18 protein-coding genes and 1 other RNA gene are annotated in these 23,747 nt (G+C 39.4%); 8 read left to right on the top strand and 11 right to left on the bottom strand.

Annotated features, from left to right (window positions below; translation table 11 throughout):
- The first annotated feature begins 284 nt into the window (after window positions 1-284).
- On the top strand, window positions 285-1,013 hold the full coding sequence (hetI, locus tag BC008_RS00005) for a 4'-phosphopantetheinyl transferase HetI (protein ID WP_027842779.1): 729 nt from the start codon (window positions 285-287) through the stop codon (window positions 1,011-1,013).
- Window positions 1,014-1,152: 139 nt separating this feature from the next.
- Here hetI and BC008_RS00010 read toward each other — a convergent pair whose 3' ends face one another.
- Window positions 1,153-2,205, bottom strand: a complete 1,053-nt coding sequence (locus BC008_RS00010) for a YheT family hydrolase (protein ID WP_027842778.1) — start codon at window positions 2,203-2,205, stop codon at window positions 1,153-1,155.
- Between the two features lie 147 nt (window positions 2,206-2,352).
- Here BC008_RS00010 and BC008_RS00015 point away from each other — a divergent pair, with 147 nt between their 5' ends.
- Window positions 2,353-3,096 carry a response regulator transcription factor gene (locus BC008_RS00015; protein WP_027842777.1) on the top strand — a complete coding sequence of 248 codons (744 nt, stop codon included), beginning with the start codon at window positions 2,353-2,355 and terminating at the stop codon, window positions 3,094-3,096.
- Window positions 3,097-3,386: 290 nt separating this feature from the next.
- On the opposite strand, the gene BC008_RS00020 is transcribed toward BC008_RS00015, so the two are convergent.
- The 3 genes from BC008_RS00020 to BC008_RS00030 all read right to left on the bottom strand — a co-directional run bounded on the left by BC008_RS00020 (window position 3,387) and on the right by BC008_RS00030 (window position 6,221).
- Entirely contained in the window at window positions 3,387-4,103 is a 717-nt protein-coding gene (locus BC008_RS00020) for an SDR family oxidoreductase (protein ID WP_036265190.1), read from the bottom strand.
- A 151-nt stretch (window positions 4,104-4,254) separates the two neighbouring features.
- Window positions 4,255-5,475, bottom strand: a complete 1,221-nt coding sequence (gene chlP / locus BC008_RS00025; protein WP_027842775.1) for a geranylgeranyl reductase — start codon at window positions 5,473-5,475, stop codon at window positions 4,255-4,257.
- A gap of 212 nt (window positions 5,476-5,687) precedes the next feature.
- Window positions 5,688-6,221: a PadR family transcriptional regulator gene (locus tag BC008_RS00030; protein ID WP_027842774.1), complete on the bottom strand. Its 534-nt coding sequence runs from the start codon at window positions 6,219-6,221 to the stop codon at window positions 5,688-5,690.
- A 323-nt stretch (window positions 6,222-6,544) separates the two neighbouring features.
- Here BC008_RS00030 and cobJ point away from each other — a divergent pair, with 323 nt between their 5' ends.
- On the top strand, window positions 6,545-8,533 hold the full coding sequence (cobJ, locus tag BC008_RS00035) for a precorrin-3B C(17)-methyltransferase (protein ID WP_072207665.1): 1,989 nt from the start codon (window positions 6,545-6,547) through the stop codon (window positions 8,531-8,533).
- Between the two features lie 105 nt (window positions 8,534-8,638).
- Here the strand turns inward: cobJ and BC008_RS00040 are convergent, their stop codons facing one another.
- From BC008_RS00040 to ssrS, 5 genes are all read right to left on the bottom strand, one after another.
- Window positions 8,639-9,001 carry a phage holin family protein gene (locus tag BC008_RS00040; RefSeq protein WP_058182910.1) on the bottom strand — a complete coding sequence of 121 codons (363 nt, stop codon included), beginning with the start codon at window positions 8,999-9,001 and terminating at the stop codon, window positions 8,639-8,641.
- Window positions 9,002-9,774: 773 nt separating this feature from the next.
- Complete coding sequence (locus BC008_RS00045) at window positions 9,775-10,689, bottom strand: peptidoglycan-binding domain-containing protein (protein ID WP_235595757.1); 915 nt, start codon at window positions 10,687-10,689, stop codon at window positions 9,775-9,777.
- Between the two features lie 330 nt (window positions 10,690-11,019).
- The gene (locus BC008_RS00050) at window positions 11,020-12,300 is read right to left on the bottom strand and encodes a M16 family metallopeptidase (RefSeq protein ID WP_027842772.1); all 1,281 of its coding nucleotides are present in this window, start codon (window positions 12,298-12,300) and stop codon (window positions 11,020-11,022) included.
- A gap of 96 nt (window positions 12,301-12,396) precedes the next feature.
- The gene (locus tag BC008_RS00055; protein ID WP_027842771.1) at window positions 12,397-13,635 is read right to left on the bottom strand and encodes a M16 family metallopeptidase; all 1,239 of its coding nucleotides are present in this window, start codon (window positions 13,633-13,635) and stop codon (window positions 12,397-12,399) included.
- Window positions 13,636-14,140: 505 nt separating this feature from the next.
- A non-coding RNA gene (gene ssrS / locus BC008_RS45655) (6S RNA) lies at window positions 14,141-14,325 on the bottom strand.
- Between the two features lie 55 nt (window positions 14,326-14,380).
- Between ssrS and BC008_RS52000 the strand changes: the two genes are divergently transcribed.
- Window positions 14,381-14,515 (top strand): hypothetical protein, encoded by a 135-nt coding sequence (locus BC008_RS52000; protein ID WP_268768181.1) that lies wholly within the window; start codon window positions 14,381-14,383, stop codon window positions 14,513-14,515.
- 178 nt (window positions 14,516-14,693) lie between these two features.
- Here the strand turns inward: BC008_RS52000 and BC008_RS00060 are convergent, their stop codons facing one another.
- A complete protein-coding gene (locus BC008_RS00060) occupies window positions 14,694-15,845 on the bottom strand; it encodes a 5-(carboxyamino)imidazole ribonucleotide synthase (RefSeq protein ID WP_027842770.1) in 1,152 nt (383 codons plus the stop codon).
- A gap of 1,001 nt (window positions 15,846-16,846) precedes the next feature.
- Between BC008_RS00060 and BC008_RS00065 the strand changes: the two genes are divergently transcribed.
- The 3 genes from BC008_RS00065 (at window position 16,847) to BC008_RS00070 (ending at window position 19,702) form a co-directional block, all read left to right on the top strand.
- Window positions 16,847-18,163, top strand: a complete 1,317-nt coding sequence (locus tag BC008_RS00065) for a M16 family metallopeptidase (protein WP_027842769.1) — start codon at window positions 16,847-16,849, stop codon at window positions 18,161-18,163.
- Window positions 18,164-18,641: 478 nt separating this feature from the next.
- Window positions 18,642-18,758, top strand: coding sequence for a pentapeptide repeat-containing protein (locus BC008_RS52580; protein ID WP_082650443.1), 117 nt, complete (start codon window positions 18,642-18,644; stop codon window positions 18,756-18,758).
- A 68-nt stretch (window positions 18,759-18,826) separates the two neighbouring features.
- Window positions 18,827-19,702 (top strand): fructosamine kinase family protein, encoded by an 876-nt coding sequence (locus BC008_RS00070; protein ID WP_027842768.1) that lies wholly within the window; start codon window positions 18,827-18,829, stop codon window positions 19,700-19,702.
- 280 nt (window positions 19,703-19,982) lie between these two features.
- Here the strand turns inward: BC008_RS00070 and BC008_RS00075 are convergent, their stop codons facing one another.
- Complete coding sequence (locus BC008_RS00075) at window positions 19,983-21,182, bottom strand: NAD(P)/FAD-dependent oxidoreductase (protein ID WP_027842767.1); 1,200 nt, start codon at window positions 21,180-21,182, stop codon at window positions 19,983-19,985.
- Window positions 21,183-21,763: 581 nt separating this feature from the next.
- On the opposite strand from BC008_RS00075, the gene dnaK reads away from it, so the two are divergent.
- On the top strand, window positions 21,764-23,701 hold the full coding sequence (gene dnaK / locus BC008_RS00080) for a molecular chaperone DnaK (RefSeq protein WP_027842766.1): 1,938 nt from the start codon (window positions 21,764-21,766) through the stop codon (window positions 23,699-23,701).
- Window positions 23,702-23,747: the final 46 nt, after the last annotated feature.

A 23,747-nucleotide genomic window follows, 5' to 3' on the forward strand; every position in this document is an offset into this window, starting at 1 on the left:
AAGACCTTGCCATTGGAATTGTCCAGACTAATCACTTCTCGATCTATCTTACCTTACGTCCTAACTAAGCTGGCGATTGCTATATTTGATGTAAGTATTCATCTAAGTTGGAAAGTCTTTGCAAATTAAACCTTCCATCCATATCTATAATTTGTAATTGGGTCAACGCTCAAGTTTTCAAATTGGATGTGGTTGATTAAAAATTAAAATCCGCATTTGGGTGAATGTAAACTCAGTCGGATTGAATGATTCTCCTTTCAAATTTGGGCATTGGTTAATTATTAATGAGTAAATCGACTGTTATGAATGATACCTGGCGACCTGTGCCAGCAAATTTAACCCTGTTACAAGATGAGATCCATGTTTGGCGAATCAATCTTGATATACCTGAAGAAAGGGTGCAACAGCTATTAGAAACATTATCAGCAGATGAAGTTGCTCGTGCTGACCGATTTTATAAAGAGCAACATCGCCAAAGGTTCATCGCCGGTCGTGCTACGCTGCGCAGTATTTTGGGTCGTTATTTAGATATAGAGCCACAAAAATTAGAGTTTTGCTATGAACCTTTAGGTAAACCTGTTTTAGCACAAACTTGTGGAGGAGATCGACTGCACTTTAACTTATCTCACTCTCAGGGTTTAGCATTGTGTGCGGTTAATCGCGATCGACCACTTGGAATAGATCTGGAGTATATTTCGCCAATTTCTGACGTTCTTAACCTTGCAAAACAGTTCTTCTCTCCTAAAGAGTATTCAATCATGCGATCGCTTCCACCACACCAAAAACAACAAACATTTTTTCGCTATTGGACTTGTAAGGAAGCTTATTTAAAAGCAACAGGCGCAGGGTTAGCACAATTACAAGAAATTGAAATAAATCTCTCTCCAGGAGAAAGCGCCAAGTTGAAAACAGATTCTAACTGGAGTTTATTAGAACTAGTTCCCCAAAGAAACGCAGTTGCTGCAGTTGCAATTGAAGGTTCTGGTTTTAGTCTAAAGTGCTGGCAATATTAAGGGAATTTCTACTTAAAAAGCCACTCATTAGGGCGCATGTCGATGCGCCCCTAGTCACTGTGTAGATCCTAATCCCCATATGCCGCAAGGCGGCAGCAGTGCTATCCCCAATTCCCAGTCGCTAATCCCTAATCCTCCATCACTGCATCTCCACCCATTCGACGATACGGTTCCATACCCACCAAGGGTCTGGGTCATTGGCTTGTTGTTGACCTTTTTTGCTATTTATATAACCAATATGACCACCATGTTTGGTTAACAGTAAATCAATTGCTGGGTTACCACTGCAAGCAGTTTTTAACTCATCAACAATATCTGGGAGAAAAAATGGATCGTCTTGGGCATAAATAATTAAAGTTGGCTTTAAAATGTTTGGTAGTAACTGCAAAGCACTGCTAGCATCATAGTAAGCTTCCACACTGGGGAAACCCAATGGACCAATTACTAACTCGCGATCAAAGCCCCAAATACTCCGAGCGCGTTTGATAGCTTCCGGATCTAAGGTTCCAGGGTGAGCTTTGTGAATCTTCCAAGCAAGCTTTTCCAGATTTTTGGCAATTCTGGCTTCAATGATTCTGCCAAAAGGATAGGAAACTAGGTAAGCCAGGGATCGCCTAGAGTCCAAATTAGGGCAAACTACTGCAACACCACCAATATCATTGGATTGAATGCCAATATCAGTAGTTTGTTTTTTGAGTTCTGTTGCTGCTTTATTACCCCATAAAGCTAATTGTCCTCCCAAGGAATAACCAACAAACCAAAACTTTGCTGGACAACCAATGGCTGCAGCACCTGCTGCGATGCAAACAAAATCATCCCCCTCAAATAGACCATCACTAGTTAAAGTCGGGGATAGTTCCGCTGATTTACCATGGGCGCGCCAATCAAATAAAACCACTGCATAGCCGCGATCATATGCTTTACGTGCCAAAATCCTGAGTGACCACTCACTTTCAAGGTCGCCCGTAATGCCGTAAGTGGCGATAATGGTACCGCGAGGATTTTCGGGGATCGCAACCAAACCATATAAGGGTACATCTTGAAATCCGCGAAAAATATGTTCTTTATAAGGCAAATCGGGACTATTTGAGGTTTTCTCCCAGTATCTTTTGCCCCATAAAGCAGAATATATAGTCATTCGCACACCATTTTGTAAAAACCGAGACGGTTTATAGGCGGCATTACACAACATATTAGTAAAGTTCTATCTAGTGACTCACAATCCTTTTATCTTAATATTTATGTTATATTTAAATTCTTTTTTATAATCAAGACAGCAGTCTTTGTAATTCCCAAAGATTCTTATTTATCCTTAATAAGTAGTAATGATTTTTTAATAATGCCAAGAATTCTTGTCATAGATGACGATCCGGCGATCTCAGAATTAGTTGCTGTCAACTTAGAAATGGCTGGTTATGATGTCAGCCAAGCGGAAGACGGTATTAAAGGTCAAGCATTGGCACTCCAATTGCAGCCAGACTTGATCATGTTAGATTTAATGTTACCTAGAGTCGATGGATTTACGGTTTGTCAAAGATTGCGTCGAGACGATCGCACTTCGGAAATTCCGGTATTGATGCTGACAGCTTTGAGTCAAACTCAGGATAAGGTAGAAGGTTTTAACGCTGGGGCGGATGATTATCTTACTAAGCCCTTTGAAGTGGAAGAAATGCTGGCTAGGGTGAGGGCATTATTGCGACGTACTGATCGCATACCTCAGGCTGCGAAGCACAGCGAAATTCTCAACTACGGACCTTTAACTTTAGTTCCAGAAAGGTTTGAGGCGATATGGTTCAATCAGACTATTAAGCTAACACACCTAGAGTTCGAACTGCTACATTGTTTGTTACAACGTCACGGACAAACAGTTTCTCCCAGCGAAATACTCAGGGAAGTTTGGGGTTACGATCCAGACGACGATATTGAAACCATTCGCGTTCATATTCGCCACCTGCGAACTAAATTGGAACCAGATCCCCGCCATCCCCGATACATTAAAACAGTGTATGGTGCAGGTTATTGTTTGGAATTACCAAGCAGTCCCCCATCAGATACAAGTGTAGCTGCGTCGGAGGTCGAATAAATAACGGTGAACTCTGGGGCGCAAATAGCAAAATTGGCACTCCCGTTCACCGGGTTTTTACTGAGTGCCAAAATTTTTCTATTATTTTTTCTCTTTATTTTTTCTGAATTAATCACATAAACAGCGACTGAAAAGTTTTTTCTGGTCGTAACAATTTTAACTTTACTATTATTCAACCAGCTCCGCGTATGCGCGATGACATTCATCCCAGGGCAAACGCACAGGGCAAACGCATCTTATCAATAGGAACGACCCGATCTCGATAAAGCCCAAAGAAGCAGGATTAAATCTTACACAGGTTGATTGGTAGGAACAACTAACATACGAGGAATGAGGACATGATCTGGTTGTTCTAAGATGAAGCGAACACTACGAGAAATATCTTCTGGCAATAATACACCCCCAGAAGAAATATAATCTTTATTTTCCTGTGTCCAATTATCATAAAGTCCTGTATCTACAGTCCCAGGAGCAACTGAAGCCACCTTGATTCCTGTTCCTGCCAATTCCATCCTTAGTGCATCAGTAAAAGCTTCTACTGCATGTTTAGTTCCGTTGTAAGCTCCATAAGTAGGTGCAGTTTTCAACCCTGCAATACTAGAAGTATTAATCAGAAAACCACTACCAACTTTTTTAAAATGCTTGAGAGTAGTGTATGCCATACGATAAACCGCTTCTACATTGAGCCTTGCCATTTGAGCAATAGAATCAATATCTACTTCTTCAATCGCCCCTATGGTCATCACTCCTGCATTATTTATCACTACATCCAATCGTCCGTAAGACTCTAAAGCAAATTCCAATAAAGAGTAAGGCATTTGAGCGTCAGTAATCGCACCCGCTAGTACTTTGGCGTTTTTTAACGAAGCAGCAAGTTGTTCTAATTTGTCTTGAGAACGAGCAGTAAGAACTAGTTTCATTCCCACTGAATCTAGTTCTTGAGCGATCGCTTTGCCAATACCACTACTGGCACCAGTAATTAGAGCCACCTTATTATTCAAATCCACAATTTTTAGTTCCCAAATGAATCGATTACATAAACAATTTGGGAAACAAAGACAGTAAAGAAGAAATCTATCTCCCCAACAATCATTGTTTCCCAATAATGAATTGAACTTGTTGTGTTCTTAGATTTAAAATTTTTGACTACAGCATTTACTAAGGAGCCAAAGCATTTCCGCGGATTAAGCTACCGATAGTTTTAGCTGTAATTTTCATCTGTGTAATTGGATTAGCCGGGACAACAGTCTTATAAAGATAGCTGTCAAAGGTTAATCTCTGTACGTCAAGGTCATCGCACATTTCCACAAATGCTTCGCGGGTAGCATCGGAACGATAAAATACCCTTTGCAGAATATCCAGAACTTTATAGGTGAGTCCGTACTTTTTATCCCACCGCTTCAAATAAAGCTTCAGTTCTGCTTCTGTAGGAATGCGAGTTCCACCATTAGAAATCTCAACGATGGTTTCAGCACACATCCGTCCAGATTTAGCTGCAAAGTAAATACCTTCTCCTGAAGACTTGGTAACGTAACCAGCTGCATCACCTACCAAAGCAACTCTACCGACTACGCGACGAGGACGAGGATGCTCAGGAATTGGATGAGCTTCTACCTTAATAATTTTACCGCCAACTAATTTCTTAGCAGCACGGGCACGGATTCCAGCTTGTAATTGCTTAATACTTGCTTTGTGTACCTGCATAGTACCAGTACCCACAGCAACGTGGTCATATTTGGGGAATACCCAAGCATAGAAGTCGGTAGAAACGTCGTCACCAACATACATTTCTGCCAAATCTTCGTAATACCCCATCATCTCCTGAGGTAGACGAATCCGCTCTTGGAATGCGATCGCATAGTTGTAATCCCCTGCATCAATTTCTTTCGCGATTCGGGAATTAGCACCATCTGCACCAACAATTAAATCGACCTTCAGAGTTTTGGCAACACCTTTTGCCGCACCTTCAGAATGATCTATGTAATGAATAGTATATGGTTGTGTCTTATCTGTAGGAATATCAAGTTTATTAACGGTAGCATTAATTAAATTTGCACCTAATTTTGCCGCCCGATTACGCAAGTAGCCATCAAGTACCTCACGGCGACACATACCGATATATTCATCTTGATTGACTAAGTTGATATCAACCTCCCGGTTAGAAGGCGAAATCATCTTCATTTTCCGCACTTGGCGGTCGATAATGTCTGGAGGAAGTTCGAATTCACTCACCATGCATAGAGGAATAGCTCCACCGCAAGGCTTAGCATTATCTAGTTTGCGCTCAAATAAATAAGTTTCAATTCCAGCTTTTGCTAATACTTCAGCAGTGCTCGAACCAGCTGGACCTGAGCCAACAACAGCAACCCTCAGACTCAAAGGTTTTCTCCCTATCTTGATATCACTCGAAGCATGTTACCACGGTATTTTGACTCATTTTGCGGCTAAGTAGGGAGATTCAAGTCAAACGCAACATTCCTTAAGATTTCGCAACAAATGTCAGTATAAGAAGCAGGTATTTAAAGGTTTGTCATTATCCGCTTAGATATTATGCATTGAAAAACCTAATTCTTGCTAATTACTTAAAAAAACTAATTACTCAAAAAACTGATTGCTTCATCACACCAAGCAATCCAATCCTCTTCACATCTCAAACCTTTACGTAGTGTCAAATATTGATATTTCTGAGGTAATTGACAATTATTGATATCCTGAAAATATTTTGTTTTAATTTCTTGATAAGTTAATAATCTCTCCCAATGGTGTTGGCGCTGCTCTTGCAATATCTGAATCATCGTTTCTTTAGGCACTAAGTAACCAGCAAATAGCTTAACTAAAATTTCTTCCTTCGCTGGTGATATTCCAGTTGGTTGAGCGATCCAATCCTGAAGAGTTTGCTTTCCTAAATCTGTAATTGAAAAGACTTTTTTGTCTGGACGACCTTCCTGAGCGATTTCCTCAGCTTTAATCCAATTTGACTGTTCTAATTTACGGAGTTCTCGATAAATTTGTTGATGAGTTGCTTTCCAGAAAAAACCTACTGAACCATCAAATTGCTTAGCTAGATCGTAGCCACTACTTGATGAATCAGATAAAGAAGCTAATATTGCATGGGATAAGGACATATTACTCTCGCTTCTAGCCTAAATAATTTTTGCTCCTAGTTGTTGAATATGCATTTTATTGCATATAAATTAAGGATACACAAATTTAACCCATAAACAAGAATATAAATAGTCGTGTTGGATAATCTGAGCACTGTGTAAGCTTGAATTATAAGCTTAACCAGTCCGTCCGTTGTTTTGGAGAAATGGTTAATGTTATTTGTAGGGATTACGTCCTGAAAACTGAAATAATAAAGATTTAAAGATTTGCGTTCTTTCCAAAACCTTGCACTTGATTGGATAAATAGCGTAAATCAAGAAAGAAGAATTATCGGTAATACAAATTGTTGTTAGCTGAATTTGCTCCCCTTGCTTTAATTGCGATCGCACCTACAGGTGTAAATAAACTGCAATCCCTTTGTGTGTCTTCGTCAGGAATACCAAAAGATAGCGCAAATATTTGGGTCCCAGAGTCTTGTGCTGAAATTACAGGAACGCAAGTTTACAACACTTCACTGAAAAAACACGTAGCTAGTTTATGGCAAAACCAAAGAGCATTTATTTTTTGTTTGGCTACAGGTGCAGTCGTAAGATTAATTGCACCTTTGCTAGAAAATAAATCTAGCGATCCAGCAGTCATTGTAATAGATGAAATGGGGCAATTTGTCATTAGTTTGTGTGGCGGACATCAAGGTGGCGGGGATCGACTAGCCCAACTAATTGCTACACAACTTGGTGCAATGCCCATATTAACTGGTGGTTCAGCTAGTTTAGAATTACCAGCGGTGGATATGTTAGGAGTTCCCTTTGGTTGGTGTAGGGGGGAAGGAGACTGGACTGCTGTAAGTGCATCTGTAGTGAGGGGCGAACCGGTACAAGTAATTCAAGAAGCTGGTTCTACTATATGGCGAACAGCAAGGGGTGTGGAAAAATCTTCCCTGTGTTTTGAAGAAACCGTTGATGCTACAGCTGAAATTTGGATTACTTGTAGGTCTTTTACAGATAAAAATTCTACCCATAAACCTTCTACCCATAAATCCTCTAAGCAGAAGTCACAATTTAACCTCAAGGATCATAATTATACTGATCAATCTCAAAAATCAATAATTACCTGGTATCCAAAAGTTTTGTGGGTTGGAATTGGTTGCGAACGAGGAACGCCACGAAAGGTAATAGAAGCTGCGATTGAAAATACTCTCCAAGAATATCAACTAGCAAAAGATGCGATCGCAGGTATTGCCACCATTGATATTAAATCGGATGAAGTGGGTTTAGTAGAATTGTGTGCAAACAATAATTTACCCCTGAGAACTTTTAGGCGCGAAATTCTCAAACACATATCGGTACCCAATCCTTCCCAAATAGTAGCAAAGGAAGTGGGAACGCCCAGTGTAGCAGAAGCTGCAGCTTTATTGGCTACGTTTTATCCTTCCCATACCGACAAGGAGCCAAGTGAAGAAATATTGAATTCCAGTCAGGGGAAAACTAAAGGGGAAATGCTGATTCCCAAACAGATTTTCCGTTTAGAAGGACAACCTGGTGCAGTGACGGTTGCTGTCGCCCAATCGGAAAGAGAATATACAGGTAGAAAAGGCAAAATTTTACTTGTAGGTACTGGACCCGGAGAATTACAACAAATTACACCCGCCGCCCAAACTGCGATCGCATCTGTGGATGTAGTCATTGGTTATGGTCTTTATCTTGACTTAATTAGCCCTTTGTTGAGAACGGGGCAAATAATAGAAGCATTACCAATTACCAAGGAAAGACAACGAGCCCAAAGAGCAATTGAATTGGCTAATTGGGGTTTGATTGTAGCTGTTGTTTCCTCAGGTGACTGTGGAATTTACGGTATGGCGGGATTAGTCCTCGAAGAATTAAAAGTTTGTGGTTGGGATGGGAAAACTCCTGGGATCGAAATTTTTCCTGGTATTACTGCCTTACAAGCAGCAGCTTCTCGGGTAGGAACGCCATTAATGCATGATTTTTGTGCCATCAGCTTAAGCGATTTACTGACACCTTGGGAGATAATTGAAAAACGTTTACAAGCTGCTGCTGCTGCCGATTTTGTCACGGCTCTATATAATCCCAAATCGAAAACCCGTACGAAACAATTAACAATTGCCACAAATATTTTTTTACAACATCGCAATCCAAACACAACAGTTGCAGTAGTTCGTTCGGCTTATCGCGAAGACGAGCAAATTACTCTCACTACTTTGGATAAATTGTTGGATGTTTCTGTAGATATGCTAACTATAGTTTTAATTGGTAACCAAAATACACGTAACTACTGTGAATGGATGATAACTCCACGAGGGTATATTAAGTAAAAAGTCAAAATACAGGAGTCAGGAGACAGGAGTTAGGAGGTTGATTAGAACAAAATAAATTTATCTCCCATTACCCATTACCCATTACCCATTACCTATTAACAATCAAGTAGGTCTAAGTATATAGTTAATAGAACTACAAACAAAAGATAGAACAATTGAACCCAACAAAGCTGCTATTGGTCCTTCAATGATAAAACCATAGCTGGGAGTCAAAACGCTTGCGAGCCAGAGAGTAAAACCATTAATCACAAATGTAAATAAGCCAAAAGTTAATAAAGTAATCGGAGAAGCTAAAATTCTCAGAATTGGCCGAATAATAGCATTGACAATCCCAATAACTAATGCAGCTAATAACGCTGTCATAAAATTATCAACTTTAAAACCAATATTGATGTAATGAAGAATACCAGAAGTAACAAGTAAGGCAAAAGCAGTGCCCAACCAAGTGAATAAAAAACGTCGCATAACCTTTTTTTAATTAATCAGTGGGAAGTAAGAATTATCTGATACATGAATACTTATTGCATCCCGAAACCTCAAAATCAATACTTTAAACTAAAATCAATGCTTTAAATTAAAGACTGACTTGTCCTGCATCAAAATTAGCTCAATAAAATTAACTCGATCTGCGTAAGCCCCATATCCTATCCCTAGGAAGGCGTGGGATAAAATTCCTCCTCGCTTAGTCAAAAAAACCACCTATCTCATCAAAGGGGTAATGAGTTACTATATGTTTGTTGGCAAAGCTGTAAATGCTGGTCAACATTTGTTGTACCTTGTACGCTGAAGCGCACCACTTTAGTGGGGACAACTCACAGTATAGGATTCTACCCAGTAAATAGCATGTTGCTAGTCCGTGGGTAGGTAAAACTTTGACAATACAAAGGTTTGAGTATTCTTTGTATTACTCAACTGTACGGTAGGGCGTACCGCGCAGTCTGAATCTTAAGCTTCTCCTGCAAAGACACCGCGCTAACGGTTAATGTCCACGGCTTACCGGGAGTCTCCGTTCAGCTTGCTGCGTTCAAGAAGCCCACACTCTACCACAAGGGAGCATGTGGGTACGTCACCAAAGAATATCAGTATATGCTTCCCTACAGAAAAATTTGGAAAAACAACTCTCTTCCTGCTGTCAATTCGATGTTGGGGAATAGTAATCGGGAAAAATTAATTTAATATATCAGAATTATCCCACCTATAGGCTGTGTACTGTAAAACACTACCAATATTACTTTAGGTTAGCGTCGGATCTGTTTATTAATAATTTGCCAAGTCGCTCCACCGACAACGCCATCGGCTTCTAATCCGTAACGTTTTTGTAATGCCTTAACTGCTGTTTCTGTTAGGGAACCAAAGTCTCCATCTATACTAGTTTTCAAAAAACCCAGTCTTTTTAATTGTTTTTGTAATTTTAATACTTCTGCACCACGCATTCCCAAACGTAAAATAGGAAATCCCTGTGCAGTATATTGAATCCCAGGTTTCTTGGAAGAACTAATTATTTGTGAAGAAGGAGGTTTTTTGGTAGAAGATGAAGTGGATTGTTGACTGCGGGACGGAGTTTTTGTCGCTGGTTTCTTCTTTGGAGGTTTTACTGGTCTTGGCTCTGGACGAGTTGGAATATTTCGGGTAACTTCTTCAGAACCGATATCATTTCCTCTAATAGTCGCTACTTCCGAAGGAACAGGAAAGTCTGAGTTATTATTTCCACTTGCACTTCCTCCAGCAGGTGGAATAGGAAACAAAGTTTGCCAAGTATTATTATCGACAATACCGTTTGGACTTAAACCTGCGGCGACCTGAAAACTAGAAACGGCGTTAGCGGTATTTTCGTCATAAACTCCATCTACTTCCCCTGAATAAAAATTCAAGAGTTTCAAAGCTGCTTGCAATTCTGAAACAAATGCTCCTTTACTACCCACTTTTAAATTTGGGCGAGAAACTTTTCCTTTAATAATTACTTGGTAATTTGGCTCTTGTGCAGCAACCGAGACAGTACTAACAGAGCTGATCGCCAAAGGTATTAAGGAACAAAGTATTAATAAACAAAATTGACTGTTATGAGATATATTCAATGACAATGCTGAGCGCAAGCTGTTAAAAATACTTGCTTTCTCCATCGCGATCGCGGAATTAGCCCCCGAATACTTCATGCTTTACAGTTTTGAAATTTTCCTAGAGTTGGTGAATCATCCTAGATTTAATGAATAATTCCTAAAATTAATGAATTATTTCTAGAACTGGTAGATACTACTGAAATTATTTAAATTACAGCGATAGCGTCTTGGGAGTTTATAGATTACAGGATCGACTTGCCTTATGCCAAATTTTAAAACCGTTTAATCGTAAAACTGTTTATAAAAACAAAAGCACATTCACAAACACATTAACACTTTTAGCTCATACACAGTCCTAGCTCTGCATAGCTGTAAAAAGAGTAATCTGTCTTGGCTCATGAATCCTGTATTTTCTCAAGCAAACGACTAGACTAATGACACAGTATTAACCGCTTCTTTTTGACCTACCAACGATACATAAGGTTCCCATAAATATTTACGAGCACAAGCAAGTGCATCTTCTTGGGTCACAGCAGTAATTTGTTCCTGAAACTTGCGATCAAAGTCTATCCCCAAACCTAAAATCTCATACCAACCATAGATTTGAGCAATTTGAGCATTTGTTTGTTTCCCAAGGGCGTATTGTCCCAGAATTTTATTTTTTGCTGCTGTTAAAGCTGATTCAGAGATTTCCTTGCTTGAAAGTAAATCAACTTCTTTACGCAATCCTGCAAGGGCTGTACTGGTATTATTAGGGGCTGTACCCATATAAACTATAAATGAAGCGGGGAATAGTCTAGTGGGGTAAAAAGCCGAAACATCGTAAGCTAAACCTCTTTTTTCCCGTAACTCCACAAACAAACGGCTAGAAAGTCCATTTCCTAAATATGTTGAGAGTAACTTTAGGGAAGCATAATCGGGAGAAAGTACCGAAGTTCCCAAATAACCCAACATCATAATAGATTGTTGAGTTGCTTGGGGAGTAATTTGATGTTGTGGCGCAGCACTTACATCTGGTAGCTCGAGTTCTGGTGGCTTTGACTCTGTTGGAGATTCCCAATCACCAAAAATATCTTCAACTAAAGCGACAGCTTGATCAGAGGTAATTTTTCCGGCAATACTAATCACCATATTATCCGGACGGAAATATGTTTTGTGGTATTCCTCTATGTCGTCCCGAGAAATACTCGCCATTGTTGTCTCATTTCCCAGCACTGACATAGAGTAGGGATGATTTTGATACATTGCCTGCCGCAGTTTCTCAAACGCCACCGAAAATGGTTGTTCTTTTTGGGAACGAATATCTTGTAGAGCGATACGTTGTTCGAGTTCTACTTCTGCTTGGGGAAAAGTTGGCGTTCGTAAAATTTTGGCAGCCAATTTTAAAATTTCAGTAAAGTCAGCGGTGACGGTTTTCAAGGACAATAAAAAGTAGTCAGGAGTTGTATCTGCACCTAAACTTGCTCCGACCGACTCGACTTGTTCGGCAATTTCCAGGCTAGAGAGTCCGGAACATCCTTTGGTTAAAACGGCTGAAAGTAAATGGGATAGACCCGATTGCTGGGGCTGTTCGTTGCAACTCCCCGCCCGGAAAAAAATCCGCGCTGCAATAATATCACAAGTTGAATTCTCTGAGGATAGCACTACAATTCCGTTCGGAAGAACAGTGCGATTGATGGTAGATTTGAGCAGCGAGATTGTTGTCATTTGTGTTTTGTCCTTTGTCCTTCGTCACAAGCCATTAAACACTAGTCAAAAATAAAAACTAGCGAACAATCTACATTTAATGACTGATAACGTTTATTAGGGTTTCAATATACCCACCGCATAATTACTCGGTGAGAGGTGTTCTTGGGCGATTTTTTGCAATTTTTGGCTGTCAAAGGACTGAATTTTTTCGGGATATGCAACTGCAAGCTCAACCTCAGCTATTGTGTTGTAATAACCATAAAGACCCGCAAGTTGATTGGGGGTTTCCGTAGAAAAAGCATAATCGTTACATAGTAGTCGTTGAGAACGAGTAATTTCCTCTTCACTAAATCCAAAAGAAATTAAATCTTCCAAATGGTTGCGAATTAATAACTCCACCCGCTCCAGATTTTCTGAATCTAACCAAGCGGTGATGGTAAATAAACTCGATTCTCTTTGTAAGGCGAAGTTACTATAAATTGACTGTACTAACTGTTGGTTTTCCCGCAAATCTCTAATCAGTCGAGATGTTCGTCCCTGTGCCAATATTGCTGAAAGTAGATCTAAGCCATAAGCTGCATCTAAATTTTCAACACCTGGTGCGATCCAGGCCATAATTAATCTAGCTTGTCCTAAGTTGGGCAAACTCATTTCTTGACGAGTAATACCCGACAATACTGGTTTTGTTGCTTGCTGTGGTAATTCGTAATCAGCACGCTTGGGAAAATGTTCGAATGCGCGATCAACTAATTCCAATGCAGAAGTAGATTCGATTCCCCCAACTACGACTACCGTAGTATTTTCCGGTTGGTAGTGAGTATGATGAAAACATCGCATCGCCTCCGGGGAATGCTGACGTACTTCGCTTTCAGCTCCTAGTATTGGGCGTCCATAAGGATGATTTTGGTAAATATCGGCAGCCAAAGACCGAAAGACCATCCAATCGGGATTATCTTGTGCTTGACGAATTTCTTCCAAAACCACATCTCGTTCCCGGAGAAATTCGTCTTCGGGTATTGCCGCATTCAAAACTAATTCTCCCAAATCTGGCAAGGTTTCTTGGAGATTATTTGCCGCTGTCGTTAGAGAATAGTGAACGTAGTCATAGCTCGTTGCAGCATTCGTGACCCCACCTTGGTTCTCAATTTTTTGATCGAATACTCCTGCAGGTAATGTCGGAGTTCCTTTAAAAATCATATGTTCCAAAAAATGAGCTATCCCAAACCAAGGTTTAGGCTCCAAGGTTGTACCAGCACGCACCCAAACGTCTGCCACAACCACAGGAGTGGTAGGAACCTCTTGATGTACGAATGTTAGACCGTTATCTAATTTGAAAACCGAAGCAGGAAACACGTCGTTATTTCAGTGCCTTAATAAGTTTTGCTGCTTTAAAGGACATTTTTATCCAATTCTCTGCGATCTTAGCTTTTGTAAACCCATAAATTAGAGTCTACTTATACGATTAATCTGTGCCTGTTATAGTAACAGGTTCTTCTGATTCAATCTTAATATATTATTAAATACCTTGTATAAAATATAATTATACCCATTTAGTATTAACACCTTGTATTAACACTTTGTATTGAGGTACATAAATTATTTCTTATTGTTTATATATCTTACACATTACGTGCAACTTCGTAGAATTTCAAATACTGGAGTTATTGTTGTGCTATTAGCTTGACGCAACAATTAAGAACCAGCACTCAAATCTAAAAATAGAACCTTCGAACAAAAAATAAATCTAGAAAATAAACCTAAAAACTTAGTTCCGAAACTAAAAATCAAAAAAATCAAAAAATTAAATCAAAATTAAAGCTCCCAAGCCTAATTATTGGCTCCAGGAGCTAAATTATTTGGGTTAGCCGCAACGCCGTTTTACCTAAGTTTATGACCTGGTAAAACCAGGTGGGCACCTTACATCTCGTTTAAAGTTTCCGGATACTGGTCCGGTTTACCGCTACAAGACGACTTTGGTTCCCTTACTTATTAAAGTCATAGATCACAAAACTTTAATGGCAGTCACCAACGTCTCAGCCAACCGTCATTATTATAGCTTTTAATCCGAAATTGTCTACTGGTTATTGGAAACTGATATATGGCTAACGCCACGCAATACCTGGAGCTTTTGTGGCGACGGCAGATCCGTTCGGAACGTAGCGCAGCGATAGGTAACGGCTCCGTGGGTAGCGCAGCTATAGTTATAGCCTCTAGCCGTGCTAAGAGCGGTTAAGCCTTACGGCAGAGCCTATGACTACGTCACCTTACGGATCCGGCGACGGCAAAGCCTCTTGCTGCGCTAACGGCGCAAGCCGCGTGCATTCGTCTTTAGACGCGTGCAAACCGGTACGCTATCGCTAGCCGCTAACGGTAACTGGTAATTTTAACCAGTTATTTTAGTGAAAAAAGATTCAAGAGTACCAAATAGATTCGATTTGATGGGCTACATTGAGAGCATCATCACGGCTCTGAGTATTTAGTAAAACCGTGACATGTCCCAATTTACGTCCGGGACGCGATTCAGTTTTACCATACCAGTGTAAGTGTGCCTGAGGAATTTGTTCTATTTGTTGACATTTTTCTCGCGAGTCACTTTCGGAATTTTCTGTTCCCAAAAGATTTACCATGATAGCCCCTGGAGAAGTCATTGTTGTGTTACCCAAGGGAAAATCACATATCGCTCGTAAATGTTGCTCGAACTGAGAAGTTTGACAAGCGTCAATAGAAAAATGTCCGCAATTGTGAGTGCGAGGTGCAATTTCGTTTACTAATAACCCAGATTCCGCACTCAAGAAAAACTCAATTCCGAAAGTTCCGACTACTTCCAATTTATTTAAGATAGTCGAAGCAATATTCTTTATTTCCTCCACAGTGTGGGATGGAATATCCGCAGGAGCGATCGCCCGACGACAAACTTGTGCTTCTTGCTGAGTTTCCACAACTGGATGGATCGCAATTTCTCCAGTTGCAGAGCGAGTAGCTATTACCCCCAACTCAGATTCAAAGGAGATAAATTGCTCCAGTAACAAGCTTGTGGTGGTTGAATTTTGTTTATAAAACAGTAATTTTGCTTTTAAATCTTTTAAATTTTCAACAATATGAGTACCCTGACCATCATAACCATGACGACGAGCTTTTATTACTAATGGCAAACCCAAATGTCGGCAAATCAAATCTTCACCAGCATCCATATTTACGTCGAATGCTACAAACTTGGGTACGGGTAATCCTAAATCGCACAAAAATCGTCGTTGATTATACTTGTCTAATAAAGGCTTCAATGAATCTAATTTCGGACGAAAACAAACTCCTCGTTGTGATAATTTTGATAATTGTTCTAAATTAATAAATTCATTTTCAAAAGTAATTAAATCACATGTTTTTGCTAAATTAGCTGTTGCATCGGCATCAGCAACGGAGGCAAAGACTGTATCACTAGCGACGCTAACTGCTGGATCTCGAGCATTGGGCGTTTGTACGATTATTTCTATCGCTAATTTCTTCGCCGCCTTACCGATCATCCACGCCAGTTGACCGCCACCAATTACACCAACACGCTTTATCGACATCCTTAAAGAATTACTATTTACTATACTTCACGATTCCATGTCCCCAAATAAATTAAAGTCTCATCCTACTCTCTCTCCCCACTGTCGCAATAACATAAATAAAATCTAATTGAATGTTATTCGATGCGTTTTAGCATACTAACGTTATTAGGTGATTGTGAAATTTTGAACAGTGAATTAGTAAAGGTAGTAGCTACAAATAAAACAGGGCACTGAGTAACAAAAAATCTAATTTAATTATAAGTAAATATATCCTGAAGTATTCATATGTAGACTCCAAAATGAAATAATTATTACTTACTATTTATCTACTGTTAATAACTTACCATCATGTATCATATTTTTTTCAACTTACGTTTAATTAACCATGAATACTTGATGGTTTTGTTTTAATATTTACTGGCAGATTACTATAGAAAAATTTTTATTACTAATTACAAGGTTCTGCTGTATTATTAGTTACAACCAGTTTGGTTGATACAACTGCAATAAAAATACATATTATTCAATATATTTAAATTTTAATTGTAAAGCAATATTTCCTTCTTGGATTATAAAAATTGGAGAGAATCTCATCGATAAGCACATAAAATTTGACAATGAACTTACAATACAACTGCTTTATATATATTCCTTAAATATTGGAAATTCTTATTAAATTAATAATGGAAGCGATTGTAAAAAACAGGCAATAATTATTATTTACTCTGTTTGCATTAAGTATGTTTTTAATTTAGATTAGTTAAAATTTTAATTTTGTTAAAGAATATTTTTGTTTTGTAAAATATAGATTGCTATAGTTATAGTATGTCCATTTGAAATTTGGGTAGATTTTATTCTGGTTTTGCTTGCATATTTTTTAGTATTGTGATTTTATAAACAGATGAAATTGTCTTATTAGTAACTAAGTGAAAACTCTATACTGAAAGCAAAGATTCTGTGTTTATTAAAGTCATATGTAATATAAGAGATAAAAGCTTCACTGAGCGCGACCAATGACCTCAACCCTATTAAAATTTCCTCGTTTAAATGCTCCAAAAGTTCACAGATTGTCCAATGGTTTGACAATACTTGCGGAGCAAATTCCGGTAGAAGCAGTTAACCTTAGTTTGTGGAGTAAAGTCGGGTCAGCAGTAGAAACTGATACGATTAATGGCATGGCTCATTTTCTCGAGCACATGGTCTTTAAAGGTACCCAAAGATTAGTCGCAGGTGAATTTGAGCGTCGAGTAGAAGAAAGGGGTGGAGTTACTAATGCTGCAACCAGTCAGGATTACACTTACTACTACATCACCACAGCTCCAAAGGATTTTGCCGATTTAGCTCCATTGCAAGTTGATGTTGTAATTAATCCGACAATTGCAGATGATGCTTTTGAACGAGAGCGGTTAGTGGTATTAGAGGAAATTAGACGTTCGGAAGATAATCCCCGTCGCCGCAGTTTTCGTAGAGCGATGGAATTAGCATATGAGAATTTACCTTATCGGCGTCCGGTACTAGGTCCAGAATCGATAATTAGTCAACTCAAGCCGCAACAAATGCGTGATTTCCATAATCACTGGTATCAACCTGATGCAATTACAGCAGTTGCGGTGGGCAATTTACCAGAAGAAGAATTAATTGATATCCTTAAACAGGGATTTGAGGATGTTTTTAGTCGTAAGGAAATTCACTTACCCCAAAGTACGAACTACAATTCCGACGGGTTAATTGGTAGTAAAAAACTCGATAGCGAAAAACCATTTACAGAAATTATTCGTCAAGAATTTATTGATGAAAATCTACAGCAAGCGCGTCTGATGATGCTATGGCGAGTTCCGGGATTAAATCAACTCGAATTAACTTTTGCGTTAGATGTACTAGCTGGGGTCTTAGGTCAAGGGCTGACATCCCGACTGGTTAGGGATTTACGGGAAGAGCAGGGATTAGTTTCCTATATCTCTGCAAGTAATATGACTAATAAGTGGCAGGGAACATTTTATATTTCCGCCCATTGTTCAGTAGAAAATTTGCCCTTAGTGGAAGCAGCGATTGTCAAGCATATTGCTAGACTCAGTCAGGAAACAATTCAAGAATCAGAAATTGCTCGGGTGCGCAAGCGAGTTGCGAATAGATTTATTTTTGCGAATGAAAAACCCAGCGATCGCGCCGGTTTATATGGTTATTATCAAACTCTACTTGACAATCTAGAAGTAGCTTTTGATTATCCAAACTACATTCAAGCTCAAGAAACTAATGACTTGATGGAAGCAGCACAGAAATATCTTTCACCTGAGGCTTATGGAGTAATATCACTCAAGCCAGCGGTATAAATGATATATGCAAAATCTACAGGTTACACATGCAAAAATTATAAAGATTATAAATTACGACTCCAAAGAATGACTCTTGAAGAATAACTCTTGAAGAGCCAAAGTTTGCAAGACTCACAACTTTTGTTTTAGCGATCGCCATAGTATAAAAAACAGATTATCTGATTTTTTCTTCCCAGATTATTTCTTGGAAGATCCCTTTTGCATTACTTCTAAAGAATAATGTCAGTACTGATTTGTATAATTTCAGTTATAGTAAATCTGTTTTTATTTTTATGGTGTGTAGTGCTAGCACGAGGTATATTGTGTTTTCTATGAGTTATAAATGATCAGTTATAAATTATGTTAGCGACATGATGCATTCTAACGGATGTTAGCCCAGCCACCCCGTAAGACTAAACCGCTATCTAGCCCAAAGTCATTAAATGAGTCGGTTTATGTTAGCGCGGTGGGGCGCATTTTACTCACACATTTATAGTTGTGGGTTGTTTCCCTGACAAAAGCTAAAATTCAGAATTCCAAATTCCAGAATTCCAAATTCCAGAATTCCAAATTTCAGAATTCCAAATTTCAGAATTCCAAATTTCAGAGTTAAAAAATTCAGAATTACAAAATTCAGAATTACAAACTTAAAATTCCCCAACCCCAAAATTTAATCTTATTATGTGGACTGAAATTGACACCCATGTAAGCCAAGTTACTGGTAATAAATTCCAAACCCAGCAATGGCGTTCGGTTGGTGGTGGGTGCATCAACCAAGGTTATTTTCTCTCCGATGGACAGCGCAGCTACTTTGTCAAAATGAATCGAGCAGCCAAACTCGCGATGTTTGAAGCAGAGGCTTTGGGCTTGAAAGAAATTTATGATGTTGGTACTATCCGCGTCCCTAAACCAATTTGTTCTGGGGTATCCGGTAACTCTTGTTACTTGGTGATGGAGTGGTTAAGCATGGGTAAGGGTAATCCTAAGTCCTGGGAAGAGATGGGGCAAAGATTAGCTGCAATGCATAAGTATCATTTAAGTACTGGTCGCGAGAAAAAGTTTGGTTGGAATATCAATAACACAATCGGTGCTACCCCCCAAATCAATACTTGGACGCAAAACTGGGTAGAATTTTACGTGAAAAATCGATTAGCTTATCAATTTGAGCTTGCAAAGCGGCGCGGTAGTCATTTTCCCCAAGCACAACAGTTATTAAATGCTATACCCAAACTATTATCGGGTCATCAAGTTCAACCATCATTGGTGCATGGAGATTTATGGGGAGGTAATGCTGGATTTACAGAAGATGGAGAGCCAGTAATTTTTGATCCCGCAACCTATTATGCCGATCGAGAAGTTGATATTGCCATGACGGAGCTTTTCGGCGGTTTTCCTGCAGCTTTTTATCGCGGTTACAACAAAGTTTTCCCTTTGAATAAAGGTTATGAAAAACGAAAAATTTTATATAACTTGTATCACATCATCAATCATTTCAACTTATTCGGTAGTGGTTATGTGGGACAAGCAAACAGTATGATTTCCAGGATATTAGGATAAGAAATGAGTAATGAGTAATAAGTAATAAGTAATAAGTAATAAGTAATGAGTAATAAGTAATGAGTAATGTTAGCCTAAGCGGGGCGCGCAGCTAGCGTTAGTGTACCGGATCCGTAGGTAGCGCAGCTATAGCTATAGGTATTGCGCACAGTAATAAGTAATGAGTAAGAAGACTTGAAATGACTCATTACTATTTAAGTTAATTTTTTTATTTTAATTTTTGGGTCTGAATATTTGGTCACACATTACCCATTACCCATTACCAATTACCAATTACCAATTACCAATTCCAATTACCTCTCCCAAAGCGCTCAGGAGATAATTGAGGAATAATATCATCTTCAAAGCTGCTCACCCAATTAGCGAACCGCTTTGCTAAGGGTGGAATAATTACTAGAGGGTTACTAAAACCTGAAAAAATGTAAATATTATCTTGTTCGGGAAGGGAACCAATTAGAGGTAAACTGTCTTTACTAAAAGCTACTAAACAATGATGGAAGGATCCAGGTAATTTACCGATTGCAGGTAGGATATTTTTTATGCGATCGCGTAGCAAGGCTTCACTATTTGTAGCATCTATATTGCTGTGGGGGTCGGTTAATATATAACTAATTTGACCCAAGCGCAAACTTCGATCTAAAAATTGCACCGCTCCAGGATCTAAAATATTACCCAGTTTATTACCTGGTTCGTCCCATAATTCATCACTTTTTGTCGATCCTGATTCTAATTGGAACCGTTGTAAATTTGCCGGCATTACCAAAGTATTCAACTGCAGTTCTACAGGTTGAGTTTCAATGATTTCGGCATGGGTGAAGTATATCGGTATGTTTATACCGGAGGCTTTTAGTAAATTGCGGCTAAAACCACCAGCGCAAACTGCAATATTGGCAGCATAATAAGTGTTTTTAAGGGTTTTGATGGTTGCATAATTTACCCCTGTACTTTGTACTTTCTCCAAATTTTGGAATGTGACAACTTTGTCAATCTCGATTTCTCCTCCTGATTGCAAAAAGCCTTGAAGATAAGCTTGGGTAGTTTTTCCTGGATGAATATGACCGTGTTTAACAGTTAAAGCCCCCGATATTACCTCTGGATTTAATAAAGGTTCCAACTCAGTAGCTTCTTGGGTTGTCAATAATTTTGGAGGAGTAGCAAAGCGAGTGTAATCTTCTTTAACTTTTTGGGGATCGATATCAACGGGGATCGTCAGTAATAAATCCAATTCGCGAAATTCAGTATCTCCTGACAATTCTTCTGAGAGTACCTGATGGCAAATTTTTCCTTCTTCACACAGTTGACGATTGATAGTCGTAGTAGCAGACCAAAATGCTAAACCACCGTAACTGTAGCGAGTAGCATTATCAGGTCGAGCATCCTGTTCTATTAGTAATACTTTAAAGTTTTTTTGTTGTAATTCATACGCGATCGCAGCACCAGCAATTCCCCCACCAACAACAATCCAATCGTAAATTTTCATATTTAGCTAAGAAGTAAAAAGTAAAAAGTAAGAATTAAGAAGTAAAAAGTAAGAAGTAAAAAAAAGTTATTAATCCTCAGTCGCTATATGATACGCCGCAAAGCGGCACACAGTGCTATTTGCTATTCCTAATCCCTAATCCCCAGTCACTATATGCCGCAAGGCGGCACGCAGTGCTATCCCCAGTAACTAATCCCCAGTCGCCACACCAATCTCCAGTCTCTAATCCCCCAAAGACGGCAAATACGACTTATGAGTTACGGTTCACCCCAATGGCTGCCGGTATTAATTCTCATACATTAGACAGAGTAAATGCAAAGTATTTTGAGCCCGCAAACAGCTTATGAAGCATAACCGTCCTCATCAAGGTTCGGGAAACCACCCTTCATCGACTGGCTACACAGGCTCAGTATATATATCAGCATAAGTGGTGGATAGCCAGTGGCTCGAAGTCCCAGGTAACCCCAGAAAAATTTTCATAAATTATTAAACTGGAAATTTTATCAGACCCAGTTATATGAAAATTTAGCCCTTTATAATCTGATTCATTCTTTTGTAGTTATACGGAGCCTACACATAACATGGCAAAAGTAGTTGGAATTGACTTAGGTACAACTAATTCCTGCGTGGCAGTTATGGAAGGTGGTAAACCCACGGTTATTGCCAATGCAGAAGGTTTTCGGACAACACCTAGTGTGGTAGCTTTCGCCAAGAATGGCGATCGCTTGGTAGGACAAATCGCTAAGCGCCAAGCGGTAATGAACCCCGAAAATACTTTTTATTCCGTTAAGCGCTTTCTCGGACGGAAATATGATGAAGTTACCAATGAAGCTACAGAAGTTTCCTATAAAGTGGTACGTGACGGTAACGGTAACGTTAAATTAGATTGTCCTCAAGCGAAAAAACAGTTTGCACCAGAAGAAATTTCTGCACAGGTTTTACGCAAACTCGTTGATGACGCTAGCAAATATATTGGTGAAACAGTAACTCAAGCTGTTATTACAGTTCCTGCATATTTTAATGACTCCCAGCGTCAAGCAACTAAAGATGCTGGTAAAATCGCCGGTATTGAAGTTTTAAGGATTATTAACGAGCCTACTGCTGCTTCTTTGTCATATGGCTTGGATAAGAAGAGCAATGAAACTATCTTGGTATTTGACCTTGGTGGTGGTACATTCGACGTTTCTATTCTCGAAGTTGGTGATGGTGTATTTGAAGTTTTAGCAACTTCTGGTGACACTCACCTTGGTGGTGATGACTTCGATAAAAAAATTGTTGATTACTTAGCACAGGATTTTCAAAAGCGAGAAGGTATTGACCTGCGCAAAGATAAACAAGCTCTGCAACGTTTAACTGAAGCCGCAGAAAAAGCAAAAATTGAGCTTTCTAGTGTCACCCAAGCGGAAATCAACCTCCCCTTCATTACCGCTACTCAAGATGGTCCTAAGCACTTGGACACCACATTAACTCGCGCTCAATTTGAAGGGCTCTGCGCTGACTTGATCGACCGTTGTCGCATTCCCGTTGAGAATGCAATGCGCGATGCAAAGTTAAGTAAAACCAGTATTGACGAAGTAGTTCTAGTTGGTGGTTCAACCCGTATCCCCGCAGTAAAAGAAGTCGTAAAGAAAGTACTGGGTAAAGAACCAAACCAAAGCGTTAATCCCGATGAAGTAGTTGCAGTTGGTGCGGCGATTCAAGCGGGCGTACTTGGTGGTGATGTTACTGGTATCTTACTACTAGACGTATCACCTCTATCTTTGGGTGTGGAAACATTGGGTGGAGTAATGACAAAAATTATTCCTCGTAACACCACAATTCCGACCAAGAAATCTGAGGTCTTCTCTACCGCAGTTGATGGTCAAACCAACGTAGAAATTCACGTTCTCCAAGGGGAACGGGAAATGTCTAGCAACAATAAGAGTTTGGGAACCTTCCGTCTTGACGGAATTCCTCCTGCACCCCGTGGTGTACCTCAAATTGAAGTAACTTTTGATATCGACGCTAACGGTATTTTGAATGTTACTGCAAAAGATAAGGGTACAGGTAAGGAACAATCTATCAGTATTACCGGTGCTTCTACCCTTGATAAGTCTGAAGTTGAACGGATGGTAGATGAAGCTGAGAAGTTCTCTTCAGAAGATAAGGAACGTCGCGAGAAAATCGATCGCAAAAACCAAGCTGACTCCTTGGCTTATCAAGCCGAAAAGCAAATTGAAGAATTGGGCGATAAAGTACCCGCAGATGACAAAACCAAGATTGAAGGTTTAATTAAGGATCTGCGCGAAGCAGTTAACAAAGAAGACGACGAGCAGATCCAAAAATTTATGCCAGAACTGCAACAAGCATTATTCTCCGTCAGCAGCAACATTTATCAACAAGCTGGTGGTGATGCTGCAGGTGCGGGTGCTACAGGAGGTCCTTCTGCTGGTGCTTCTAGTTCTTCATCTGACAGTGCTTCTACTTCGGGAACAGGTGGTGATGATGTAATTGATGCTGATTTTACTGAGAGTAAGTAATTGTTCAGTAATTTTGCTAGATACTAAAAATTAATTTCTCGATTAG

This window comes from Mastigocoleus testarum BC008 (assembly GCF_001456025.1).
In the GTDB taxonomy this organism is placed as follows: Bacteria; Cyanobacteriota; Cyanobacteriia; order Cyanobacteriales; family Nostocaceae; genus Mastigocoleus; species Mastigocoleus testarum.